At 69.7% G+C, this 18129-nt stretch carries 16 protein-coding genes; 6 read left to right on the top strand and 10 right to left on the bottom strand.

What is annotated here, in order from left to right:
* Positions 1-3: 3 nt before the first annotated feature.
* From ABZX61_RS47950 to ABZX61_RS47925, 6 genes are all read right to left on the bottom strand, one after another.
* On the bottom strand, positions 4-1056 hold the full coding sequence (locus ABZX61_RS47950) for an ABC transporter substrate-binding protein (protein WP_355205194.1): 1053 nt from the start codon (positions 1054-1056) through the stop codon (positions 4-6).
* Entirely contained in the window at positions 1053-2066 is a 1014-nt protein-coding gene (locus ABZX61_RS47945; protein WP_355205191.1) for an ABC transporter permease, read from the bottom strand. The genes ABZX61_RS47950 and ABZX61_RS47945 overlap by 4 nt, the downstream gene beginning before the upstream one ends.
* Complete coding sequence (locus ABZX61_RS47940; protein WP_350729349.1) at positions 2066-3550, bottom strand: sugar ABC transporter ATP-binding protein; 1485 nt, start codon at positions 3548-3550, stop codon at positions 2066-2068. The genes ABZX61_RS47945 and ABZX61_RS47940 overlap by 1 nt, the downstream gene beginning before the upstream one ends.
* Positions 3551-3565: 15 nt before the next feature.
* On the bottom strand, positions 3566-4723 hold the full coding sequence (locus tag ABZX61_RS47935) for an ROK family transcriptional regulator (protein ID WP_350729347.1): 1158 nt from the start codon (positions 4721-4723) through the stop codon (positions 3566-3568).
* Between the two features lie 293 nt (positions 4724-5016).
* On the bottom strand, positions 5017-5889 hold the full coding sequence (locus tag ABZX61_RS47930) for an SDR family oxidoreductase (RefSeq protein ID WP_350729346.1): 873 nt from the start codon (positions 5887-5889) through the stop codon (positions 5017-5019).
* Between the two features lie 53 nt (positions 5890-5942).
* A complete protein-coding gene (locus ABZX61_RS47925) occupies positions 5943-7001 on the bottom strand; it encodes an MBL fold metallo-hydrolase (RefSeq protein ID WP_355205187.1) in 1059 nt (352 codons plus the stop codon).
* A gap of 44 nt (positions 7002-7045) precedes the next feature.
* On the opposite strand from ABZX61_RS47925, the gene ABZX61_RS47920 reads away from it, so the two are divergent.
* A complete protein-coding gene (locus ABZX61_RS47920) occupies positions 7046-7891 on the top strand; it encodes a glutathione S-transferase C-terminal domain-containing protein (protein ID WP_350729342.1) in 846 nt (281 codons plus the stop codon).
* Here ABZX61_RS47920 and ABZX61_RS47915 read toward each other — a convergent pair.
* Entirely contained in the window at positions 7839-9122 is a 1284-nt protein-coding gene (locus ABZX61_RS47915; RefSeq protein ID WP_355205185.1) for an MFS transporter, read from the bottom strand. The genes ABZX61_RS47920 and ABZX61_RS47915 overlap by 53 nt on opposite strands.
* Positions 9119-9685 (bottom strand): helix-turn-helix domain-containing protein, encoded by a 567-nt coding sequence (locus tag ABZX61_RS47910; protein WP_355205182.1) that lies wholly within the window; start codon positions 9683-9685, stop codon positions 9119-9121. The genes ABZX61_RS47915 and ABZX61_RS47910 overlap by 4 nt, the downstream gene beginning before the upstream one ends.
* A 74-nt stretch (positions 9686-9759) precedes the next feature.
* Between ABZX61_RS47910 and ABZX61_RS47905 the strand changes: the two genes are divergently transcribed.
* The 5 genes from ABZX61_RS47905 (at position 9760) to ABZX61_RS47885 (ending at position 16222) form a co-directional block, all read left to right on the top strand.
* Positions 9760-10404 carry a phenylalanine--tRNA ligase beta subunit-related protein gene (locus ABZX61_RS47905; RefSeq protein WP_355205179.1) on the top strand — a complete coding sequence of 215 codons (645 nt, stop codon included), beginning with the start codon at positions 9760-9762 and terminating at the stop codon, positions 10402-10404.
* A gap of 204 nt (positions 10405-10608) precedes the next feature.
* Entirely contained in the window at positions 10609-14250 is a 3642-nt protein-coding gene (locus ABZX61_RS47900) for a multifunctional oxoglutarate decarboxylase/oxoglutarate dehydrogenase thiamine pyrophosphate-binding subunit/dihydrolipoyllysine-residue succinyltransferase subunit (RefSeq protein WP_355205177.1), read from the top strand.
* Between the two features lie 68 nt (positions 14251-14318).
* Positions 14319-14498, top strand: coding sequence for a DUF6104 family protein (locus tag ABZX61_RS47895; RefSeq protein WP_192793777.1), 180 nt, complete (start codon positions 14319-14321; stop codon positions 14496-14498).
* A 159-nt stretch (positions 14499-14657) separates the two neighbouring features.
* Positions 14658-15485: a DUF4097 family beta strand repeat-containing protein gene (locus ABZX61_RS47890; protein WP_350729333.1), complete on the top strand. Its 828-nt coding sequence runs from the start codon at positions 14658-14660 to the stop codon at positions 15483-15485.
* Positions 15482-16222 (top strand): PadR family transcriptional regulator, encoded by a 741-nt coding sequence (locus ABZX61_RS47885; RefSeq protein ID WP_355205173.1) that lies wholly within the window; start codon positions 15482-15484, stop codon positions 16220-16222. The genes ABZX61_RS47890 and ABZX61_RS47885 overlap by 4 nt, the downstream gene beginning before the upstream one ends.
* Positions 16223-16229: 7 nt before the next feature.
* On the opposite strand, the gene ABZX61_RS47880 is transcribed toward ABZX61_RS47885, so the two are convergent.
* Both ABZX61_RS47880 and ABZX61_RS47875 read right to left on the bottom strand, forming a co-directional pair.
* Positions 16230-17057: an oxygenase MpaB family protein gene (locus tag ABZX61_RS47880; protein WP_355205170.1), complete on the bottom strand. Its 828-nt coding sequence runs from the start codon at positions 17055-17057 to the stop codon at positions 16230-16232.
* A gap of 107 nt (positions 17058-17164) precedes the next feature.
* Positions 17165-18121, bottom strand: a complete 957-nt coding sequence (locus tag ABZX61_RS47875; RefSeq protein WP_355205167.1) for a zinc-binding dehydrogenase — start codon at positions 18119-18121, stop codon at positions 17165-17167.
* Positions 18122-18129: the final 8 nt, after the last annotated feature.

The raw sequence follows: 18129 nt of genomic DNA, 5'->3' as shown, positions 1-18129 counted from the left end.
CGATCAGGATTCGAAGCCGAGCGCCAGGTACTTCTCGACGTTGTCCTTGGTAATGGTCTCGGATGCGAGCGTGATGGACTGCGGAACCTGGTTCTCCACCAGATCACTCATGCCCTTCCCCTGCGCGATCAGACGTGCCAGTTTGATCGCCGAGGAGGCCATCGTCGGGCTGTAGGTGACCGTGGCCTTCAGCACCGACGTGCCCGACTGGATCTCCTTCATCGCGTTCAGCGACCCGGCGCCGCCGACCATGATGAACTCGTTCCGGTTCGCCTCCTTGATCGCGGCCAGCACGCCGACGCCCTGGTCGTCGTCGTGGTTCCAGAGCGCGTCGATCTTCTTGTGCGCCTGGAGCAGCGAAGTGGCCACCTGGTTGCCGGTCTCGACCGTGAACTTGGCGTCCTGCTTGGCCGTGACGCTGAACCCGAACGTCTTCAGCGCGTCGGCGAAGCCCTTGCTGCGGTCCTGCGTCAGCGGCAGCGTGGCGATGCCCTGGATCTCGACGATGACGGGATTGGTGACACCCTTGTCCTTGAGCTGCTTGCCGATGTACTGCCCGGCCGCGACGCCCATGCCGTAGTTGTCGCCGCCGATCCAGGTCCGGTAGGCCAGCTTGTCGGGGAAGACGCGGTCGAGGTTGATGACCGGGATCCCGGCCGCGGTGGCCTGGAGCGCGACCTGGTTCAGCTGCTGGCCGTCGTTGGGCAGGATGACCAGCGCGCTCACCTTGGCCGCGATGAGCGACTCGACCGCGGAGATCTGCTGGTTGATGTCGTTCGTCGGCTCGACCGGCTTGAACTCCACGTCGGAGTACTGCTTCGCGGCACTCTCGGCGTTCTTGGCGATGGCCGCGATCCAGCCGTGGTCGGCGGCGGGCGCCGAGAACCCGATCGTGACCTTGTCGCCCGGCTGGTCGTTGCCGCTGGCCGCCGGGGCGGGCGCGGGCGCTGAGGCCGAGTTGCCGGTCGATGCCGCGGGCTCGTTGCTGGTGCAGCCCGTCGCTAAGAGTACGGCTCCGCCGACGAGGAATCCCCTGCGCGCGACGTTCTCACTCATGGTGCTCTCTCCTTCAAGTTCCGCCGCTGGAGAAGGACGGCGACGACGATGATCAGGCCCTTGGCGATCAGCTGGTCGCTGGTGTTGAGCCCGTTGAGAATGAACAGGTTCGTGATGAGGGTGAAGATCAGCAGGCCCAGGATCGAGCCCACGATCGTGCCCCGGCCCCCGGTGAGGAGCGTGCCGCCGATGATCACGGCGGCGATGGCGTCGAGCTCGTACAGGTCGCCGTGGGTGGACGAGCCCGTCGTCGTACGCGCCATGATGAGGATCGCGGCGATGCCGCAGCAGAGCCCCGACAGGGCGTAGAGCAGCATCGTGTGCCTGCGCACGTTGATCCCGGCGAGCCTGGCCGCCTCGGGGTTGCCCCCGACCGCGTACGTCCGCCGCCCGAACGTCGTGCGGTTGAGCACGATCCACCCGAGCACCACGACCAGGGCGAAGATGTAGACCAGCAGCGGGATGCCGAGCAGGCGCGTGGTCGACAGGTCCACGATGGCGGAGTTGTCGGACTGGAGGAGCTGCGTCTTGCGGTCGGACATGCGCTGCGCCAGCCCTCGGGCGGCGACGAGCATGGCCAGCGTCGCGATGAACGGCACCAGTCGCCCGTAGGCGATGAGTAACCCGTTGACCAGCCCCGCCCCGGTCCCGACGGCGATGGCGCAGATCGCCATCACCACCGGCCCGTACGACTGCGTGGCCAGCGTCGTGGCCCAGACCGAGGCCAGCGCCATGACCGCGCCGACCGACAGGTCGATGCCGCCGCCGATGATCACGAACGTGGCCCCGACCGTGATCACGCCGATCGTGGCGGCCAGGGAGAGGATGCTGACGAGGTTGGAGGTGGTGGCGAAGTTCCCGGGCACGGTGACGAGGCCGACGACGATCAGCAGCGCCAGCGCCGCCAACAGCCCGAGATGTCGCATTTCTCCGAAACTGGCGCGGAAGCCGCCCGGCGACGGGGGCGACCCCACCCCCGCGAGCGGCCGGTCGGTTGTGGGCTCGCTCATCACGCCGCCCTCCCATTCATGATCATGTCGAGTACGCGGTGCTCGTCCAGGCCCTCGGCGTCGCCCTCGTGGATGACCGTCCCCTCGCGTAACACGAGCACCCGGTCGGCCAGGCCGAGCACCTCGGGCACCTCGCTGGAGACCAGCAGCACGCCGATCCCCTGCTCGGCCAGGTTGCGGATCACCGCGTACAGCTCGGCCCTGGCGCCCACGTCCACGCCTCTGGTCGGTTCGTCGAGCAGGAGCAGCTTGCGGCCGCCGAGCAGCCAGCGGGCGAGCACGGCCTTCTGCTGGTTGCCGCCGGACAGGGTCCGGATCGGGCGTTCGGGATCGGGTGGCCTGATGTCCAACATTTCCGACAGGCGCTTGGCCTCGGCCCGCTCCCGCTTGCGGTCGATCCAGCCGAACCTGGCGAACCCCGGCAGGGTGCCCAGCGTGATGTTGGCGGTGACGCTCTGGTCGAGGAGGAGGGCCTGGGCCTTGCGTTCCTCCGGGGCCAGGCCCATGCCGCGTTTGACGGTGCCGACGACGCTGCGGCGCATGGGAGTTCCGGCGAGCAGGACGCGGCCCGAGGCGGGGCGGGCGCCGTACACGGCCTCCAGGATCTCCGAGCGGCCCGAGCCGACGAGCCCGGCCAGCCCGACGATCTCGCCCGCCCGGACGGAGAACGACACGCCCGAGAAGACGCCCGGCGAGGACAGGTTCTCGACCTTGAGCACCTCCTCGCCCGGCGAGCGGCCGGCCCGGGGCGGGAAGACGTACTCGACGTTCCTGCCGGTCATGAGCGAGACGATCTCCCCGGTGGGGGTGTCCCGCGCGGACAGGCCGACGGCGACCGTGCGGCCGTCCTTCAGCACGGTGACCCGGTCGCCGATCTCGCGGATCTCCTCCAGGCGGTGCGAGATGTAGACCACGGCCACGCCCTGGGCGGTCAGCTCGCGGATGATGCGGAAGAGGTTCGCGACCTCGTCGTGGGCGAGGGCGGCGGAGGGCTCGTCCATGATGATCAGGCGGGCGTCGTGGGAGAGCGCCCTGGCCATGGACACGACCTGCTTGGCCGCCGGCGACAGCCGCCCCACCTCGGCCGAGGCGCGGATCTCCCCGTGGCCGAGTCGTTCGAGCACCTCGCGGGCTGCGCGCCTGGCGGCCGCCCGGTTGACGAAGCCGAAGCGGGCGTGCTCGTGGCCGAGGAAGATGTTCTCGGCCACGCTGAGCCCGTCGACCAGGTCGAGCTCCTGGTAGATGGTGGCGAAACCGAGCCTGATGGCGTCGATGGGGCTGCTCGGGCGCACTTCCTGGTCGTTGAACAGGATCGTGCCCTCGTCCGGCTGGTGCGCTCCGGCCAGCACCTTGATCAGGGTGGACTTGCCGGCGCCGTTCTGGCCGAGCAGGCAGTGCACCTCGCCCGCCCGTACGTCCAGGTCGACCCCGTCCAGCGCGCGCACGCCGGGGAACTGCTTGACGATGCCCTTCATGACCAGCATCGGGGAAAGTCCCTTTCAGGCGTTGACGATCCGGTTGATGTTGTCCGGCGACAGATAGTGCTCGATGGCGAGGATCCCCGCCCCGAGCGCGGCCGCGTTGATGCCCGTACGGCTCGGCGTGATCGACAGGTGGTGCGTGGCCAGCGGGAGCGACCTGCGGTAGACCGTCTCCCTGATCCCGGCCAGCAGGTGCTCGTGCACCCGCGACAGCGCGCCGCCGATGACGATGACCTCGGGGTTGAAGAAGTTGACCAGGCTGGCCAGCACCTCGCCGACGAGCCGGCCGGCCTCTCTGACCAGCCGCAGCGCCTGGGTGTTGCCCGCCTGTACGAGCGCCACGACGTCGGCTCCCGACTCGGCCGGCAGGCCCAGCTCGCTCAGCCGCCGCGCGATGGCGGCACCGCCGGCCACGGCCTCCAGGCAGGCGCTGTTGCCGCACCGGCAGCCCGCGTCCTCGTGGCCGCTGACCCGGATGTGCCCGATGTCGCCGGCCGAGCCCTGGGCGCCCCTGTGCAGCTTGCCCTCGGCCATGATGCCGCAGCCGATGCCCGTGCCGACCTTGACGAACAGCAGGTGGCCGGCACCGGGGAACGAGTGACGGTGCTCGCCGAGCGCCATCACGTTGACGTCGTTGTCGACCAGCACCGACACGCCGTCGAAGTACTCGGGGATGGGGTAGTCGTTCCAGCCCGGCATGATCGGCGGGTTGTTCGGTCGTCCCGTGGCGAACTCCACCGGCCCCGGCACCCCGACCCCGATGGCGCGCAGCGCCGACCGGGGCCGCCCCGCCTCGCCGAGCAGCTGGTCGAGACGCTGGTCCACGTGGGCGAGCACTTTCTCCGGCCCCTCGCCGATCAGCAGCGAGTCCTCGCACTCGGCCAGCAGGTTGCCCGAGATGTCCATCAACACGACCCGGCAGTGGGTGGCCCCCAGGTCGACTCCCGCGAAGGCGTGCTCCTCGGTGTGCAGGCGCAGCTGGCGCGGCGGGCGGCCACCGGTGGACTCACCGCTCTCGGTCTCCTCGACCAGCCCGCGCTCGATCAGCGCGTCCACGCGCTGGGAGATCGTGGACCTGGCCAGGCCGGTGAGCCTCGCTAGATCGGAACGGGTCGTGGCCGAACCTGCGCTGATCAACGTCAGCACATCTCCGGCAGAGCCCGGCTGGGGGGTCATGCCGCGACAATAAGATCACCGATGCGGCAAATCAAGAGTGAGTATCGACAAAACTCCGGCGACTTCCGCCGAAGATCGAACAAAGCCCGGTTTTTCCGGCTTTTTGGGCATGTATCGCGGCTTCGTACTTCGGCCTAAGATCCCTCGAGGAGCGGCCACATCGGCGTCTCCCTCTGACAGAAGTCCCTCTGGGAGCCTCGCTTGTTACGCCGGGCACTCCACGTCGCCTTGCTGAGCGCATGGCGGATCCCCGCCGCCGACGTGGAGTGCCCGGCGGCGGGGATCCGCAGGACTTAGAGCATCGCCTTCATCGAGTCGGCGGCCGTGAGCACGTAGGGCTGCTCGGCCATGACGGCCTCCCAGTTGCCGGCGACGGCCTCCGGCGTGAGGTCGTCCGTCTTCCAGCCCGGCCCCTCCGCCACGAACACCCTCGCCACCCGGCCGCCGCCCACGCTGAACACCTCGCCGCTCGCCTCGCACGTCTCGTGCACGAGGTACGCCACCAGCGCGCTCACCCGCTCCGGCGTGAACTTGGCCTCGAACTCGGCCGGCAGCAGCGCCTCCGTCATCCGGGTCCAGGCGATGGGTGCGATGGCGTTGGCCTTGATGCCGTTGCGGGCGCCCTCGATGCCGAGCGTCTTGGTCAGGCCGACCAGGCCCATCTTGGCGGTGGAGTAGTTGGCCTGGCCGAAGTTGCCGAACAGGCCCGCCGGGCTGGAGGTGTTGACGATGCGGCCGTAGCCGGCCGCCTTCATCAGCGGGTACGCGGCCTGGCTGACCAGGTACGAGCCGCGTACGTGCACGGCCAGCACCCCGTCGAAGTCCTCGACCGTCATCTTGCCGAACGACTTGTCCCGCAGGATGCCCGCGTTGTTGACGACGATGTCCACCTTGCCGAACGCGTCCACGGCGGCCTGCACGATGGCCCTGGCGCCCTCCGGCGTGGCGACGTTGTCGGCGTTGGCGATGGCCTGGCCGCCGTTCTTCGTGATCAGCTCGACCACGTCGGCGGCGGGCCCCGTGGAGGCGCCCGTGCCGTCGAGCGCGCCGCCGAGGTCGTTGACGACGACCTTGGCGCCCCGCTCGGCCAGCAGGAGCGCGTGCGACCTGCCAAGACCGTGCCCGGCACCCGTGATGATCGCGACCCTGTCATCGAACCGAAGCATCGAACCTCCCACGCAGGAGAACAACATTCTGTTACGAGCTACGATAGACCGCGTCAGGGCAGGCGCCACAGTTCGGGTTCGCCGGGCTCCCTGCGTACCCGCCCCTTGGCCGCCAGCCACGCCAGATGGGCCAGCGTCTCGTTGTTGGCCGCGCGCCGCATGAACGGCGGGATCGTCTCCCACGGCCGCGACCACGACAGGCGGGTGGCCACGTCCCAGCACGTGACGCCGTCCAGAGAGCCGACGACCTGCTCGATCTCCGCCAGCCGCTCGTCGTGGTGCGCCAGCACGTAATCCACCCGCTCGGCCAGCTCCAGGAACCGGTACTCGTGGGCCGGCAGCACCTCCTCCACGTCCAGCTTGCGCACGGCGGCCAGCGCGTCGAGGTAGTCGGCCAGCGGGTTCGGACCCGACTGGGGGTGGACGGCCACGATGGGCGTGATCTTCGCCAGCACGTGGTCGCCGGAGAACAGCAGCCGGCGCGAGGGCGAGACGAAGCACAGGTGGCCGGGCGAGTGGCCGGGCGTCCAGATCGCCCGCAGGTCCCAGCCGGGCAGGCCGAGCTCGTCGCCGTCCTCGACCAGCCGGTCCGGCCTGGCCATCGAGACCACGTGCCTGATCATCATGGACGCGCCGGCCAGCTCGTCCAGCGTCAGCGGCGGCACGCCGCAGCGGACCAGCAGCGCGCGTTCCCGGTCCACGAGGGAGTCGATGACCTCGTCGTCGTAGCGTTCGCGGATCAGGCGGGCGTCGGCCGGGTGCAGGGCGATCCAGGCGCCCGACATCTCCCGGATGCGCCCGGCCAGGCCGTAGTGGTCGGGGTGGATGTGGGTGACGAGCACGCCCTTGACGTCGGTGATCGCGTACCCGGCCACGCCGAGACCCGCGACGAGCGCGTCGTACGCCTCGTCGGTGTTCCACCCGGCGTCGACGATCACCACGCCGTCGGGCAGTTCGAGGACATAGACCAGCACGTACCGCAGGGGGTTGATCGGGATCGGCACCGGGACCGACCACAGCCCCGGACGCACCCGCTCGACCTCGGGGATCGCCCCGACCACCCACGCCTCCCGCTGCGCCTGGCTCGCGGGAGTCACCACAAATTTCGACACATGCCGAATATAGTTCTGTGTCCGAATCATGTTCTACTGGGGTCATGAAGCTGCGCCGCGAGCTCTCCGAGGCTGGCCGGTTCGTACGGCAGCCGAACCGCTTCACCGACCGCCTCGGCCCGCCCGAACCCGGCCGCTACCGCCTCTATGCCTCCTACGCCTGCCCATGGGCGCAGCGCGTGCTGATCGTCCGGGCGCTGCTCGGCCTGGAGGACGTGCTGGACGTCACGATCGTCGACCCCATCCGCGACGAGAAGGGCTGGCGCGTCCCGGACGGCGACCCCGAGTATCTGTCGGAGCTCTACCACGCGACCGACCCGGACTACACGGGCCGCTACACCGTGCCGTGCGTCTGGGACACCAGGGACAAGCGGATCGTCACCAACGACTTCCCGCAGATCACCCTCGATCTGGAAATGTCATGGGGAACCTCCCCCGACCTCTATCCGGAACGCCTCCGCCCCGACATCGACATCATGAACGACCGCCTCTACCACGGCCTCAACAACGCGGTCTACGAGGCGGGCTTCTCCCGCGACCAGCAGGTGTACGAGGAGGCCGTGGCCCGGGTCTTCACCACGCTCGATTTCCTTGAGGTGCGCCTGGCGGAGTCGGAATACCTCTTCGACGTCCTCACCGACAGCGACGTGCGCCTGTACACGACCCTGGCCAGGTTCGACGCCGTCTATCACGGGCACTTCAAGTGCTCGGTCCGGCGGCTGGTCGACTATCCGGCGCTGTGGGCGTACGCGCGCCGGCTGTACGCGATCCCGGCCTTCCGCGAAACCACCGTCTTCGACCAGATCAAGCGTCACTACTACATCACCCAGACCAACATCAACCCGAGTGGGATCGTGCCCGTGGGGCCGGAGATCGACTGGAGCCTGTAGGCGCGGGCATCCGTACGAACAGCAGGGCCGAGGCCAGCACCACCAGCGCGGCGCCGATCCACGCGACGGCCACCCCCGCCTGCCCGGCCAGCGCGCCGAGCGTCAGGTTGGCCACGACCCCGCCCGCCTGCAGCGACAGCGAACTGGTCGAAGTGACGGTGGTGCGCTCGGCCGCGCTGACCGCGTTGTGGGTCATCTCCAGGCAGAGCAGACCCGCCACCGACAGCCCCACGAAGAGCGTCATGTACGCCAGCCCCGCGCTCACCAGCCCAGCCGGGCCCCTCAGCCCCGCGGTCGCGGCGAGCGCCCCGACGGACAGCGCGGCGAGCACGGTCCCGGCGATCGCGCCGCCGGCCGAGCCGCCGGCCAGCCGCGCCACCCGGGGCGCGAGCGCGCTGCCCGCCGCGCTGCCCGCGAACCCGAGCGCGGAGACCACGGCGTAGGCCAGGCTGCCCCGCTCGGCCGTACCGGCCAGCTCGGCCAGCCGCCCGGGGGTGAGCAGCTCGATGCTGATCAGCACCACGCCGGAGGCCGCCGCGGCGGCCATCAAGCGGCGCAGCACAGGCGCACCGGCCGCCAGCCGGAGGCCCGCCCCGACCGTGGCCGGCACGTCGCGCAGCACGCTGATCAGCGACCTGCGGGCGTGCGCGGGCTCCGGCATCGCGAACACCACCACGACCAGCAGCACGGCCGCCGCCGTCGCGCCCACCAGCGGCGGCGCGGCCAGCGGGAAGATCACCTGCGCCGGCACCAGGAGCGGCAGGCCGCCGCCCGCCAGCACGCCCACGCACAGCGCCACGGACTCCATCGCGCCGCCCCTGGCCAGCCCCGGTTTGAGGTCGGCGTCGCGGCCCTCGATCCCGTGGAGCGTGTCGACGTACCAGGAGGTGGCCGGGCCGCTGGACAGCGCCCTGGCCACGCCCTTGAGCACGCCGCTGATCAGGAACATCCAGAACGTGGTGGAGACGGCGAGCAGCGCGAGCGCGGCCACGGTGAACGCGGCGGAGACGGCCAGGACCACGCGCCGCCCGAGGACGTCGGCCAGGCCGCCGGTCGGCAACTCCAGGGTGGCGGTGACGACCGAGAACACCGTCACCGACAGCCCCACCTCCGCCAGGCTGAGCCCCCGCGCGGTCATGAGCAACACCAGGGAGGCGAACATGAGCCCCAGGGGCAGCCAGGTCAGGAAGCTGACGAGCATGTAGCGGCGTAAGGCCGAGCGTGCGGTCACGACTCCTCCTCCTGCGATCGCGGTACGGCGCCGTGCCAGGCGTGGACCTGCCTGGCCTCGGGATCGCCGGCGTATTTGGCGGCGAGGTCGCGCAGCAACTCCCCGGCCCTGTCGTTGAACTCGCGCACCCCTGCGGGCGGCAGCGAGACGATGTGGTCGCTCATCCCCGCCGCGTCACCCCAGTCGCGCGACCAGCCGTCGAGGTCGAACTCCTCCATCACCCGCCCGACGAACTCGGCCTGCCGCAGGTGCATGATCCGGACCGCCTCGCGGCCCTCGGCCGTGTCGGACAGCTCGCCGGCGTCCCACGAGGTGTAGCGGTGGCGGGCCCGCCAGCGTCGCTCGCGCCCGTCGCGCCGGTCGTCGTCCTCCTCGATGAAGCCGTACTTGAACAGCTCCCGCAGGTGGTAGCTGGTGGAGCCCGAGCTCTCGCCCGCCTTGCGCCCCAGCTCGCTCGCGGTCGCGGGGCCATCCAGGCGCAGCAGGCCGAGCAGGCGCACGCGCAGCGGGTGGGAGACCGCTTTGAGCACCCGCGGATCACTGATCTTGTACTGCTCCTCCATACGTTCCACCGTAAACCGCAAAGCTAATTTTGCAAAGAGATTTTTGCGGTCTCGGCCGCTTCTAGACTGTGGGGATGCTTGACGACATCTGGGTGGACGACTCCGTCTTCGCGCTGCGCCCCGACTTCGCGGTGCTGGTCATGACCGCGCACGGCCTGCGCAACGGGCCCACGGACGACCGGTCCAGGGCCTGGCTGGCGGCGGCCTCCGAGTACGAGGTGCAGACGGACAAGATCGACGCCTGGAAGGACGCCTACCGGGCGTTCGGCGCCAAACCACAGCGGACCAGGCCCTCGGTCGACGCCCTGACCCGCAGGATGCCGCTGCCGGAGATCAACCAGGCGGTGGACGCGTACAACTCGATCAGCGTGAAGCACGCGCTGCCGATCGGCGGCGAGGACCTCGACCACTACGCAGGCCCGGCCCGGCTGCTGCGGGCGACCGGCGACGAGGCGTCCGAGGAGGCGCTCGGCACACCCGAGCCGGGCGAGGTGATCTGGCGCGACGACGTCGGCGTCACCTGCCGCAGGTGGAACTGGCGTCAGGTCGCGCGCACCCGGCTCACCGAAGAGACCACCAACGCGATCTTCCTCCTCGAGCGCCTCGAGCCGATGTCGCTGGAGGAGCTCAAGGAGGCGGGCGAGGAGCTGGCCGACCTGCTGTCCGAGTTGTCACCAGAGGTACGGATTGCTAGCAGATTGGTGTCCGGCGGGAAATAAACCTCCCGTCGTAGTGTTGATACCAAAGAGTAATAATTGCGGCACCACCCGGATTGACTAGGGGGACGTGACCTCTTTGCACTGTCCTGAGAGGATCGTTCGAGGCGGCACGGGCTCTTCGGCGCGCGCTGCCGGTCCGGGCGAGTAGCCTTGGACAGGTTCTCTAACATCAACGCCGATCTGCGGAAGAGGGCGATTTCCGCCGTGTCGTCAGAGTCGTCGCGGACAAACCCGCTGGCAAGCTTTGGTCAGAACGAGTGGCTTGTCGACGAGCTGTACCAGAAGTACCTCCAAGATCCCGAGTCTGTCGACAAGGCATGGTGGAACTTCTTCGCTGACTACAACCCTGATTCCGGAACGGGCCGGGCAGCGCCGGTCAGGGAGGTGGCGAACGGCACCGTGACCGCTCCCGCTCCCCCCCAGGCGCCGCCGAAGGCACCACCGGCTGCCGAGAAGCCGAAGCTGCCGGCCACCCCGGTGCCCAAGGGCGCCGAGGAGGTCAAGCTGCGCGGCGCCGCTGCCCGCACGGCCGCCAACATGGACCTGTCACTGACGGTCCCGACGGCCACCAGCGTGCGCGCGATCCCGGCCAAGCTGCTGATCGACAACCGCATTGTGATCAACAATCACCTCAAGCGGGGTCGCGGCGGGAAGATCTCCTTCACCCACCTGATCGGCTTCGCGATCGTCAAGGCCCTGAGGGCCATGCCGGAGATGAACTACTCCTACACGGAGGTCGACGGCAAGCCGACGCTGATCAAGCCCGAGCACGTGGGCTTCGGCCTGGCGATCGACGTCCAGAAGAGCAACGGCGAGCGCCAGCTCCTCGTGCCCTCGATCAAGGGCGCCGAGGAGATGGACTTCCGCCAGTTCTGGATGGCGTACGAGGACGTCGTCCGCAAGGCCCGCGCGGGCAAGCTGGGCGTCGACGACTTCGCCGGCACCACGATCTCGCTGACCAACCCCGGCACGATCGGCACCGTCCACTCCGTGCCGCGCCTGATGCCCGGTCAGGGCACGATCATCGGCGTCGGCGCGATGGAATACCCGGCCGAGTACCAGGGCGCCTCGCCCGACACGCTCTCGCGCCTGGCCGTCTCCAAGGTCATGACGCTGACCAGCACCTACGACCACCGGATCATCCAGGGCGCCCAGTCGGGCGACTTCCTGCGCCAGATCCACCGGCTGCTGCTGGGCGAGGACGGCTTCTACGACGAGATCTTCGAGGCGCTGCGGATCCCGTACGAGCCGGTCCGCTGGGTCCAGGACGTCTCGGCCTCCCACGACGACGACGTGTCGAAGTCCGCCCGCGTGATCGAGCTGATCCACGCCTACCGCGTGCGCGGCCACCTGATGGCCGAGACCGACCCGCTGGAGTACAAGCAGCGCAAGCACCCCGACCTGGACATCCAGTCCCACGGGCTGACGCTGTGGGACCTGGAGCGCGAGTTCGCCACGGGCGGTTTCGGCGGTCGCGCGCTGATGAAGCTCCGCGAGATCCTCGGCGTGCTGCGCGACTCCTACTGCCGCACGGTCGGCATCGAGTACATGCACATCCAGAACCCCGAGGAGCGTGCCTGGATCCAGGCGCGGGTGGAGAAGCCGCACAAGTCGCCCGAGCGTGACGAGCAGCTCAACATCCTGTCCCGGCTCAACACCGCCGAGGCGTTCGAGACGTTCCTGCAGACGAAGTTCGTCGGCCAGAAGCGCTTCTCCCTGGAGGGCGGCGAGTCCCTGATCCCGCTGCTCGACTCGGTGATCAGCGATGCCGCCGACGAGGGCCTCGACGAGGTCGTCATCGGCATGGCCCACCGCGGCCGCCTCAACGTGCTGGCCAACATCGTGGGCAAGTCGTACGCGCAGATCTTCGGCGAGTTCGAGGGCAACATCGACCCGCGCACGGCGCACGGCTCCGGCGACGTGAAGTACCACCTCGGCGCGACGGGCACGTTCACCTCGCCGGGCGGCAAGACCATCACCTCCTCCGTGGTCGCCAACCCCTCCCACCTGGAGGCGGTCGACCCGGTGCTCGAGGGTGTCGTCCGCGCCAAGCAGGACCTCCTGGAGCGCGGCGAGGAGGGCTTCACCGTCCTGCCCGTGCTCATCCACGGCGACGCGGCCTTCGCCGGCCAGGGCGTCGTGGCGGAGACGCTCAACCTGTCGCAGCTGCGCGGCTACCGCACCGGCGGCACCGTGCACGTGGTGGTCAACAACCAGGTGGGCTTCACCACCTCGCCCGCCTCGTCCAGGTCCTCGGTCTACGCGACCGACGTGGCCCGGATGATCCAGGCCCCGATCTTCCACGTCAACGGCGACGACCCCGAGGCCGTGGTGCGCGTGGGCCAGCTGGCCTACGAATACCGCCAGGCGTTCCGCAAGGACGTCGTCATCGACCTCATCTGCTACCGCCGCCGCGGCCACAACGAGGGCGACAACCCGGCCTTCACCCAGCCGCTGATGTACGACCTGATCGACGCCAAGCGCTCGACCCGCAAGCTCTACACCGAGGCGCTGATCGGCCGGGGCGACATCACGGTCGAGGAGGCCGAGCAGGCGCTGCGCGACTACCAGGCCAAGCTGGAGCAGGCGTTCACCGAGACCCGCGAGGCGGCGAAGAAGCCGGCCGAGGCCGCCGCGATGCGGGTGCCGCCGACCGAGGTCGTCAAGTGGTCGCACGCCGACACGGAGACCGCGATCAGCGACGAGACGCTCAAGCGCATCGTCGACACCCAGCTCAACCTGCCCGAGGGCTTCACGCCGCACCCGCGCCTGGCGCCGGTGCTGCAGCGCCGCGGCCAGATGGTCGAGACGGACACGATCGACTGGGCGATGGGCGAGACGCTCGCCTACGGCTCGCTGCTGATCGACGGCCACCCGGTGCGCCTGGTCGGCCAGGACTCGCGCCGCGGCACCTTCACGCAGCGCCACGCCGTCCTGGTGGACCGGATGACCGGCGCCGACCACACGCCGCTCAAGACCTTCAACCAGGGCACCACGAAGTTCTACATCTACGACTCGCTGCTCAGCGAGTTCGCGGCGCTCGGCTTCGAGTACGGCTACAGCGTCGTCCGCCCGGACGCCCTGGTCGCCTGGGAGGCGCAGTTCGGCGACTTCGTCAACGGCGCCCAGACGATCATCGACGAGTTCATCTCGTCGGGCGAGCAGAAGTGGGGCCAGAAGTCCTCCGTCGTGCTGCTGCTGCCGCACGGCTTCGAGGGCCAGGGCCCCGACCACTCCTCGGCCCGCATCGAGCGGTTCCTGCAGGTCTGCGCGCTCGACAACATGACGGTCGCGCAGCCCTCGACCCCGGCCAACTACTTCCACCTCCTGCGCTGGCAGGTGGAGTCGCAGCGGCACAAGCCGATGGTGGTCTTCACGCCGAAGTCGCTGCTGCGCCACAAGGCGGCCACGTCCAAGGCGTCCGACTTCACCACGGGCACCTTCCAGCCGGTCCTGGGCGACACCACCGTTGACCCGGCCAAGGTCACCAGGGTCGTGCTCACGTCCGGCAAGCTCTACTACGACCTGGCGGCGGGGCGCGAGAAGACGGGCCGCGACGACGTCGCGATCGTCCGGCTCGAGCGTCTCTACCCGTTCCCGGGTGAGGAGCTGGCCGCCGAGCTGTCCCGCTACGGGGCGCAGGCGGAGCTGATCTGGGCGCAGGACGAGCCGGTCAACATGGGGCCGTGGCCGTACCTGGCGCTCAAGCTGGCCGAGGACCCGGAGACGTTGGGCGGCCGCCCGCTGCGGCGTGTCTCGCGCCGCCCCAACAGCTCGCCGGCGACGGGCTCGCACAACTCGCACGACACCGAGCTCGAGGAGATCCTCCACGAGCTGTTCGGCTGATCCAACACCAGAGTGAGCCCCCGGCCCCGGCTGGGGGCTCACTGCCGTTTCAGGAGGACTTGAGAAAGATGTACTTCACCGATCGGGGGATCGAGGAACTGGTCGAGCGGCGGGGCGAGGAGGAGGTCAGCCTGCTCTGGCTCGGCGAGCGGCTGCGCGAGTTCGTCGACCTCAACCCGGAGTTCGAGATCCCGATCGAGCGGCTGGCCACCTGGCTGGCACGGCTCGACGACGACGAGGACGACTGACCCCACCCCACCGCGGCCCCCTTCCCCGCCACGGCGGCAAGGGGGCCACGCGCCGGTAGGGCCAGCCCACCCTCCCCCAAAGGACGACACCTCGACGCGCCAACGCGATACATCTTGAGTTTCCCAAGAACGCGACATATCGTGTTACGTAGGGAGAACATGTCGCCAGAAGGGCGGGGGAACATGCAGCAGTGGACGATCGAGGGCCCAGAACAGCTGACGTTCGGCCAAGTGGAAGCGCTCGACGTGCGCATCGTCGCCGGCCGCCTGGCCGTGCTGGCCAGCGACGGCCCGCCCACAGTCGAGGTGTCCGAGATCGAGTCGGCATCCCCGCTGCTGGTCACGTACGACGAGGACGCCAAGGAGCTCTCCATCACCTACAAGGACCTCACTTGGGACGGCCTCCTCGGCTGGCTTCGGCGCGACCGGCGCAGGACGGTCCTGACGATCACCGTTCCCAAGCACTGCACCGTCAACGCCGGAGTGGTCTCCGCGCCCGCCGTGGTGGCCGGGTTCGAGAGGATGACGCAGGTCAGGAGCGTGTCCGCGGAGATCGTGCTCGACGGCGTCAGCGGCGACGTGAACGCGACGACCGTCTCGGGCCCGGTGGAGAGCCGGGCGATGGACGGCGACCTGGCGTTCAAGAGCGTCTCGGGCGACCTGACCGTGGCCGACGGCACCCCGCGCCGCCTCAAGGCGAACACCGTCTCCGGCCGCATCACGGCGGATCTGGCGCTTCGGCCGACCGGCCATGTGACGCTCAACAGCGTTTCCGGTGACATCCTTGTCAGGCTGCCGGAAAACGTGGAGGCGGACGTGAACGTGAGATCCACCTCCGGCAGGCTGGTCAGCACGTTCCACGAACTGTTCAACTCGAACGGCCCCGGCACGAAGTCGATGTCGGGCAGGCTGGGCGGCGGCATGGCGTCGCTGTCGGCGATCACGGTCTCCGGCGAGGTCGCGCTGCTCAAGGGGGAGAAGGAATGAGCCCTGTCTTCGGTCACGGCCGGCTCCGGCTGTACCTGCTCAAGCTGCTGGAAGAGAGCCCGCGTCACGGCTACGAGGTCATCAGGCTGCTCCAGGACCGCTTCCTCGGCGTCTACTCGCCCTCTCCCGGCACGATCTACCCGCGCCTGGCCCGCCTGGAGGAGGAGGGCCTGGTGACGCACGAGGTGGTCGAGGGCAAGAAGGTGTTCTCGATCACCGACAAGGGCCGCGAGGAGCTGAACGCCCGGCTCGACGAGCTCGACGACCTGGAGCAGGAGATCTCCGCCTCCGTGCGCGACATCGCCCGCGAGGTCAAGGAGGACGTCCGCGACACGGTCAAGTCGTTGCGCGACGAGCTCACGCGGATGGCCAAGGACGTTCGCACGGGGGCCCGGGACGACACCCGGCGGCTCAAGGAGCAGCAGAAGGCGGACTTCAGGCGGCTCAAGGAGCAGCAGAAGCGGCAGTGGATGGAGCACGCCACCCACTGGCAGGACGAGGGCGAGCGGCTCAGCGGGGAGTGGCGCAGGATCTGGTCCGAGGTATGGGCCACGCTGGGCGGCTCGCCGACGAGCCGCGCCGACCTCGACGCGGAGCTGGGCGAGCTGCTGGCCGACTTCATCGCCGAGGCCCGCGAGGAGGCGTCCGAGGCCCGGCTGACGCCGGAGAAGCTGGCGGAGCTGCGTACGACGCTCGACGAGACCCGCCGCCGCGTCCGCGACATCCTCGAAAGCTGACCTCCGTCTATGCCGAGCGGAGGTGCCGTTCCGGGCGGCGCGCGCCGCGGGCGGCCTTGCGGGCGTGGTAGGCGATGGGCATGTACCTCAGGCGTTCGGGCAGGCGCGGCGTCAGCACCGCCACCGCGTGCCCGAGGTGCCGCAACCGCCGCTCCTCCCGCGCCGTCCACGGCAGCCCCAGCTTCCGCCGGATGGCGGGCGGCAACGTACCGACCGTCACGAAGTAGTTGAACTCCCCCGATCCCACTCCCACAGGCGTCCACAGCCGCCGCAGCGGTCTCGGCAGCCCGGGCGGCGCCGGCGTGCCGCGCAGGACCGACAGCACGTCGAGCGCCGTCGGGTGCGCCTCCAGCCGGTCGGCCACCATCGCGTCGAAGTACCGCCAGAACTCCTCCAGGTCCGCGGGCATCTCCCGCTCCGGCACCCGCAGGATCGCGCCGAGCTGCCGCGACTCGGCGTAGAGCCGCCGCTCCTGCGCGACGGTGAACGGGGTGCCGAAATAGCGGTTGAGCACGACGAAGCGCTCGAACAGCGACAGGTGCACCCACGCCCACGCCTCCCCGTTCAGCGCGTGGTAGGGCCTGCCGAGCTCGTCCACCCCGCTGATCTGCCGGTGCAGCCTCCTGAGCCGCGCGCCCTCCGCCGGGCCGTCCGCGCCGCCGTACACCCATTTCTGGATCGAGACGAGCGTGCGGGTGAGCCGCCCCCACGGGTCGTCCTTGTACGTGGAGTGCTCGGCGACGGCCGCACCCACGGCCGGGTGCATCGTCTGCATGACCAGCGCGCTCCCGGCGACGAGCAGATTGCGGTATTCGCCGGTGGTGTCCCAGTGCATCGAACCTGGACCGAAGGGCTGAACCTCCATCATCACGGCCTCCCGGGTGAGACAAGCCCACTCATGCTTGTATCACCCGGAAAGCCGGGAAGTAACCCTTTACTTATTCAGACGGTGAAGACGATCTTTCCGAAGATGTCCCCTTCGGCCATGGCCGCGAACCCGTCCCGCGCCTCCGCCAGCGGCAGCACCCTGTCGACGACGGGCCGTACCCCGGTCTGCTCCAGGAAGACCGCCAGCCGGCCGAGCTGTTCCCGCGTGCCCATCGTGGAGCCGACGACGGACAGCTGCAGGAAGAAGACCCGGTTCAGGTCGGCGGGCGGGACCGCGCCGCTGGTGGCACCGCTGACGACGATGCGCCCGCCCGGCTTGAGCGACTTGAGCGAATGGTCCCAGGTGGCCTGACCGACGGTCTCCATGACCGCGTCCACCCGCTCGGGCAGCCGCGCGCCCGGCTCGAACGCCTGGTCGGCGCCGAGTTCGAGGGCACGCGCGCGCTTCTCCTCTGAGCGGCTGGTGGTCCACACCCGGTAGCCGCCGGCCCGGCCGAGCGCGATCAGCGCGGTGGCGACGCCGCCGCCCGCGCCCTGCACCAGCACGGTGGAGCCGGGCTCGAGCCCGGCCTTGTCGAACAGCATCCGGTACGCGGTCAGCCAGGCCGTGGGCAGGCAGGCGGCGTGCTCGAAGCCGAGCCCGGCCGGCTTGGGCACGAGGTTGCGCCGCGGCACGGCCACCCGCTCGGCGAACGTGCCGTCGTGCACCTCGGACAGCAGCGTGCGCTTGGGATCGAGCGTCTCGTCGGCGCCCGTGCCGATCACGGAGTGCACGATGACCTCGTTGCCGTCCTCGTCCACGCCCGCGGCGTCGCAGCCGAGCACGATCGGCAGCCGGTCCTGCCTGATGCCGACGCCTTTGAGCGTCCACAGGTCGTGATGGTTGAGCGCGGCCGCGCGCACGGAGACGGTCGTCCATCCGTCCGGGACCTTCGGCTCCGGACGCTCGCCGAGCGTCAGCCCGGCGAGTGGGTTGTCGGGGTCGGTCTGTGTGGCGGTTACGGCGAACATGGCCGCAC

It is taken from the genome of Nonomuraea sp. NPDC003709, assembly GCF_040610775.1.
GTDB classification, from domain to species: domain Bacteria; phylum Actinomycetota; class Actinomycetes; order Streptosporangiales; family Streptosporangiaceae; genus Nonomuraea; species Nonomuraea angiospora_A.
The sequence above is the reverse complement of the archived record's forward strand: the minus strand, read 5'-3'. Positions and strand labels throughout refer to the sequence as shown.

What these genes read in the sequence shown, in the direction of transcription:
- ABZX61_RS47880 (WP_355205170.1), bottom strand. Translation starts at nt 17,057, where the DNA reads ATGCACTGGGACACCACCGGCGAATACCGCAATCTGCTCGTCGCCGGG.
- ABZX61_RS47890 (WP_350729333.1), top strand. Translation starts at nt 14,658, where the DNA reads ATGTCGCCAGAAGGGCGGGGGAACATGCAGCAGTGGACGATCGAGGGC.
- ABZX61_RS47935 (WP_350729347.1), bottom strand. Translation starts at nt 4,723, where the DNA reads ATGACCCCCCAGCCGGGCTCTGCCGGAGATGTGCTGACGTTGATCAGC.
- ABZX61_RS47940 (WP_350729349.1), bottom strand. Translation starts at nt 3,550, where the DNA reads ATGCTGGTCATGAAGGGCATCGTCAAGCAGTTCCCCGGCGTGCGCGCG.
- ABZX61_RS47895 (WP_192793777.1), top strand. Translation starts at nt 14,319, where the DNA reads ATGTACTTCACCGATCGGGGGATCGAGGAACTGGTCGAGCGGCGGGGC.
- ABZX61_RS47875 (WP_355205167.1), bottom strand. Translation starts at nt 18,121, where the DNA reads ATGTTCGCCGTAACCGCCACACAGACCGACCCCGACAACCCACTCGCC.
- ABZX61_RS47910 (WP_355205182.1), bottom strand. Translation starts at nt 9,685, where the DNA reads ATGGAGGAGCAGTACAAGATCAGTGATCCGCGGGTGCTCAAAGCGGTC.
- ABZX61_RS47930 (WP_350729346.1), bottom strand. Translation starts at nt 5,889, where the DNA reads ATGCTTCGGTTCGATGACAGGGTCGCGATCATCACGGGTGCCGGGCAC.
- ABZX61_RS47905 (WP_355205179.1), top strand. Translation starts at nt 9,760, where the DNA reads ATGCTTGACGACATCTGGGTGGACGACTCCGTCTTCGCGCTGCGCCCC.
- ABZX61_RS47950 (WP_355205194.1), bottom strand. Translation starts at nt 1,056, where the DNA reads ATGAGTGAGAACGTCGCGCGCAGGGGATTCCTCGTCGGCGGAGCCGTA.
- ABZX61_RS47945 (WP_355205191.1), bottom strand. Translation starts at nt 2,066, where the DNA reads ATGAGCGAGCCCACAACCGACCGGCCGCTCGCGGGGGTGGGGTCGCCC.
- ABZX61_RS47885 (WP_355205173.1), top strand. Translation starts at nt 15,482, where the DNA reads ATGAGCCCTGTCTTCGGTCACGGCCGGCTCCGGCTGTACCTGCTCAAG.
- ABZX61_RS47920 (WP_350729342.1), top strand. Translation starts at nt 7,046, where the DNA reads ATGAAGCTGCGCCGCGAGCTCTCCGAGGCTGGCCGGTTCGTACGGCAG.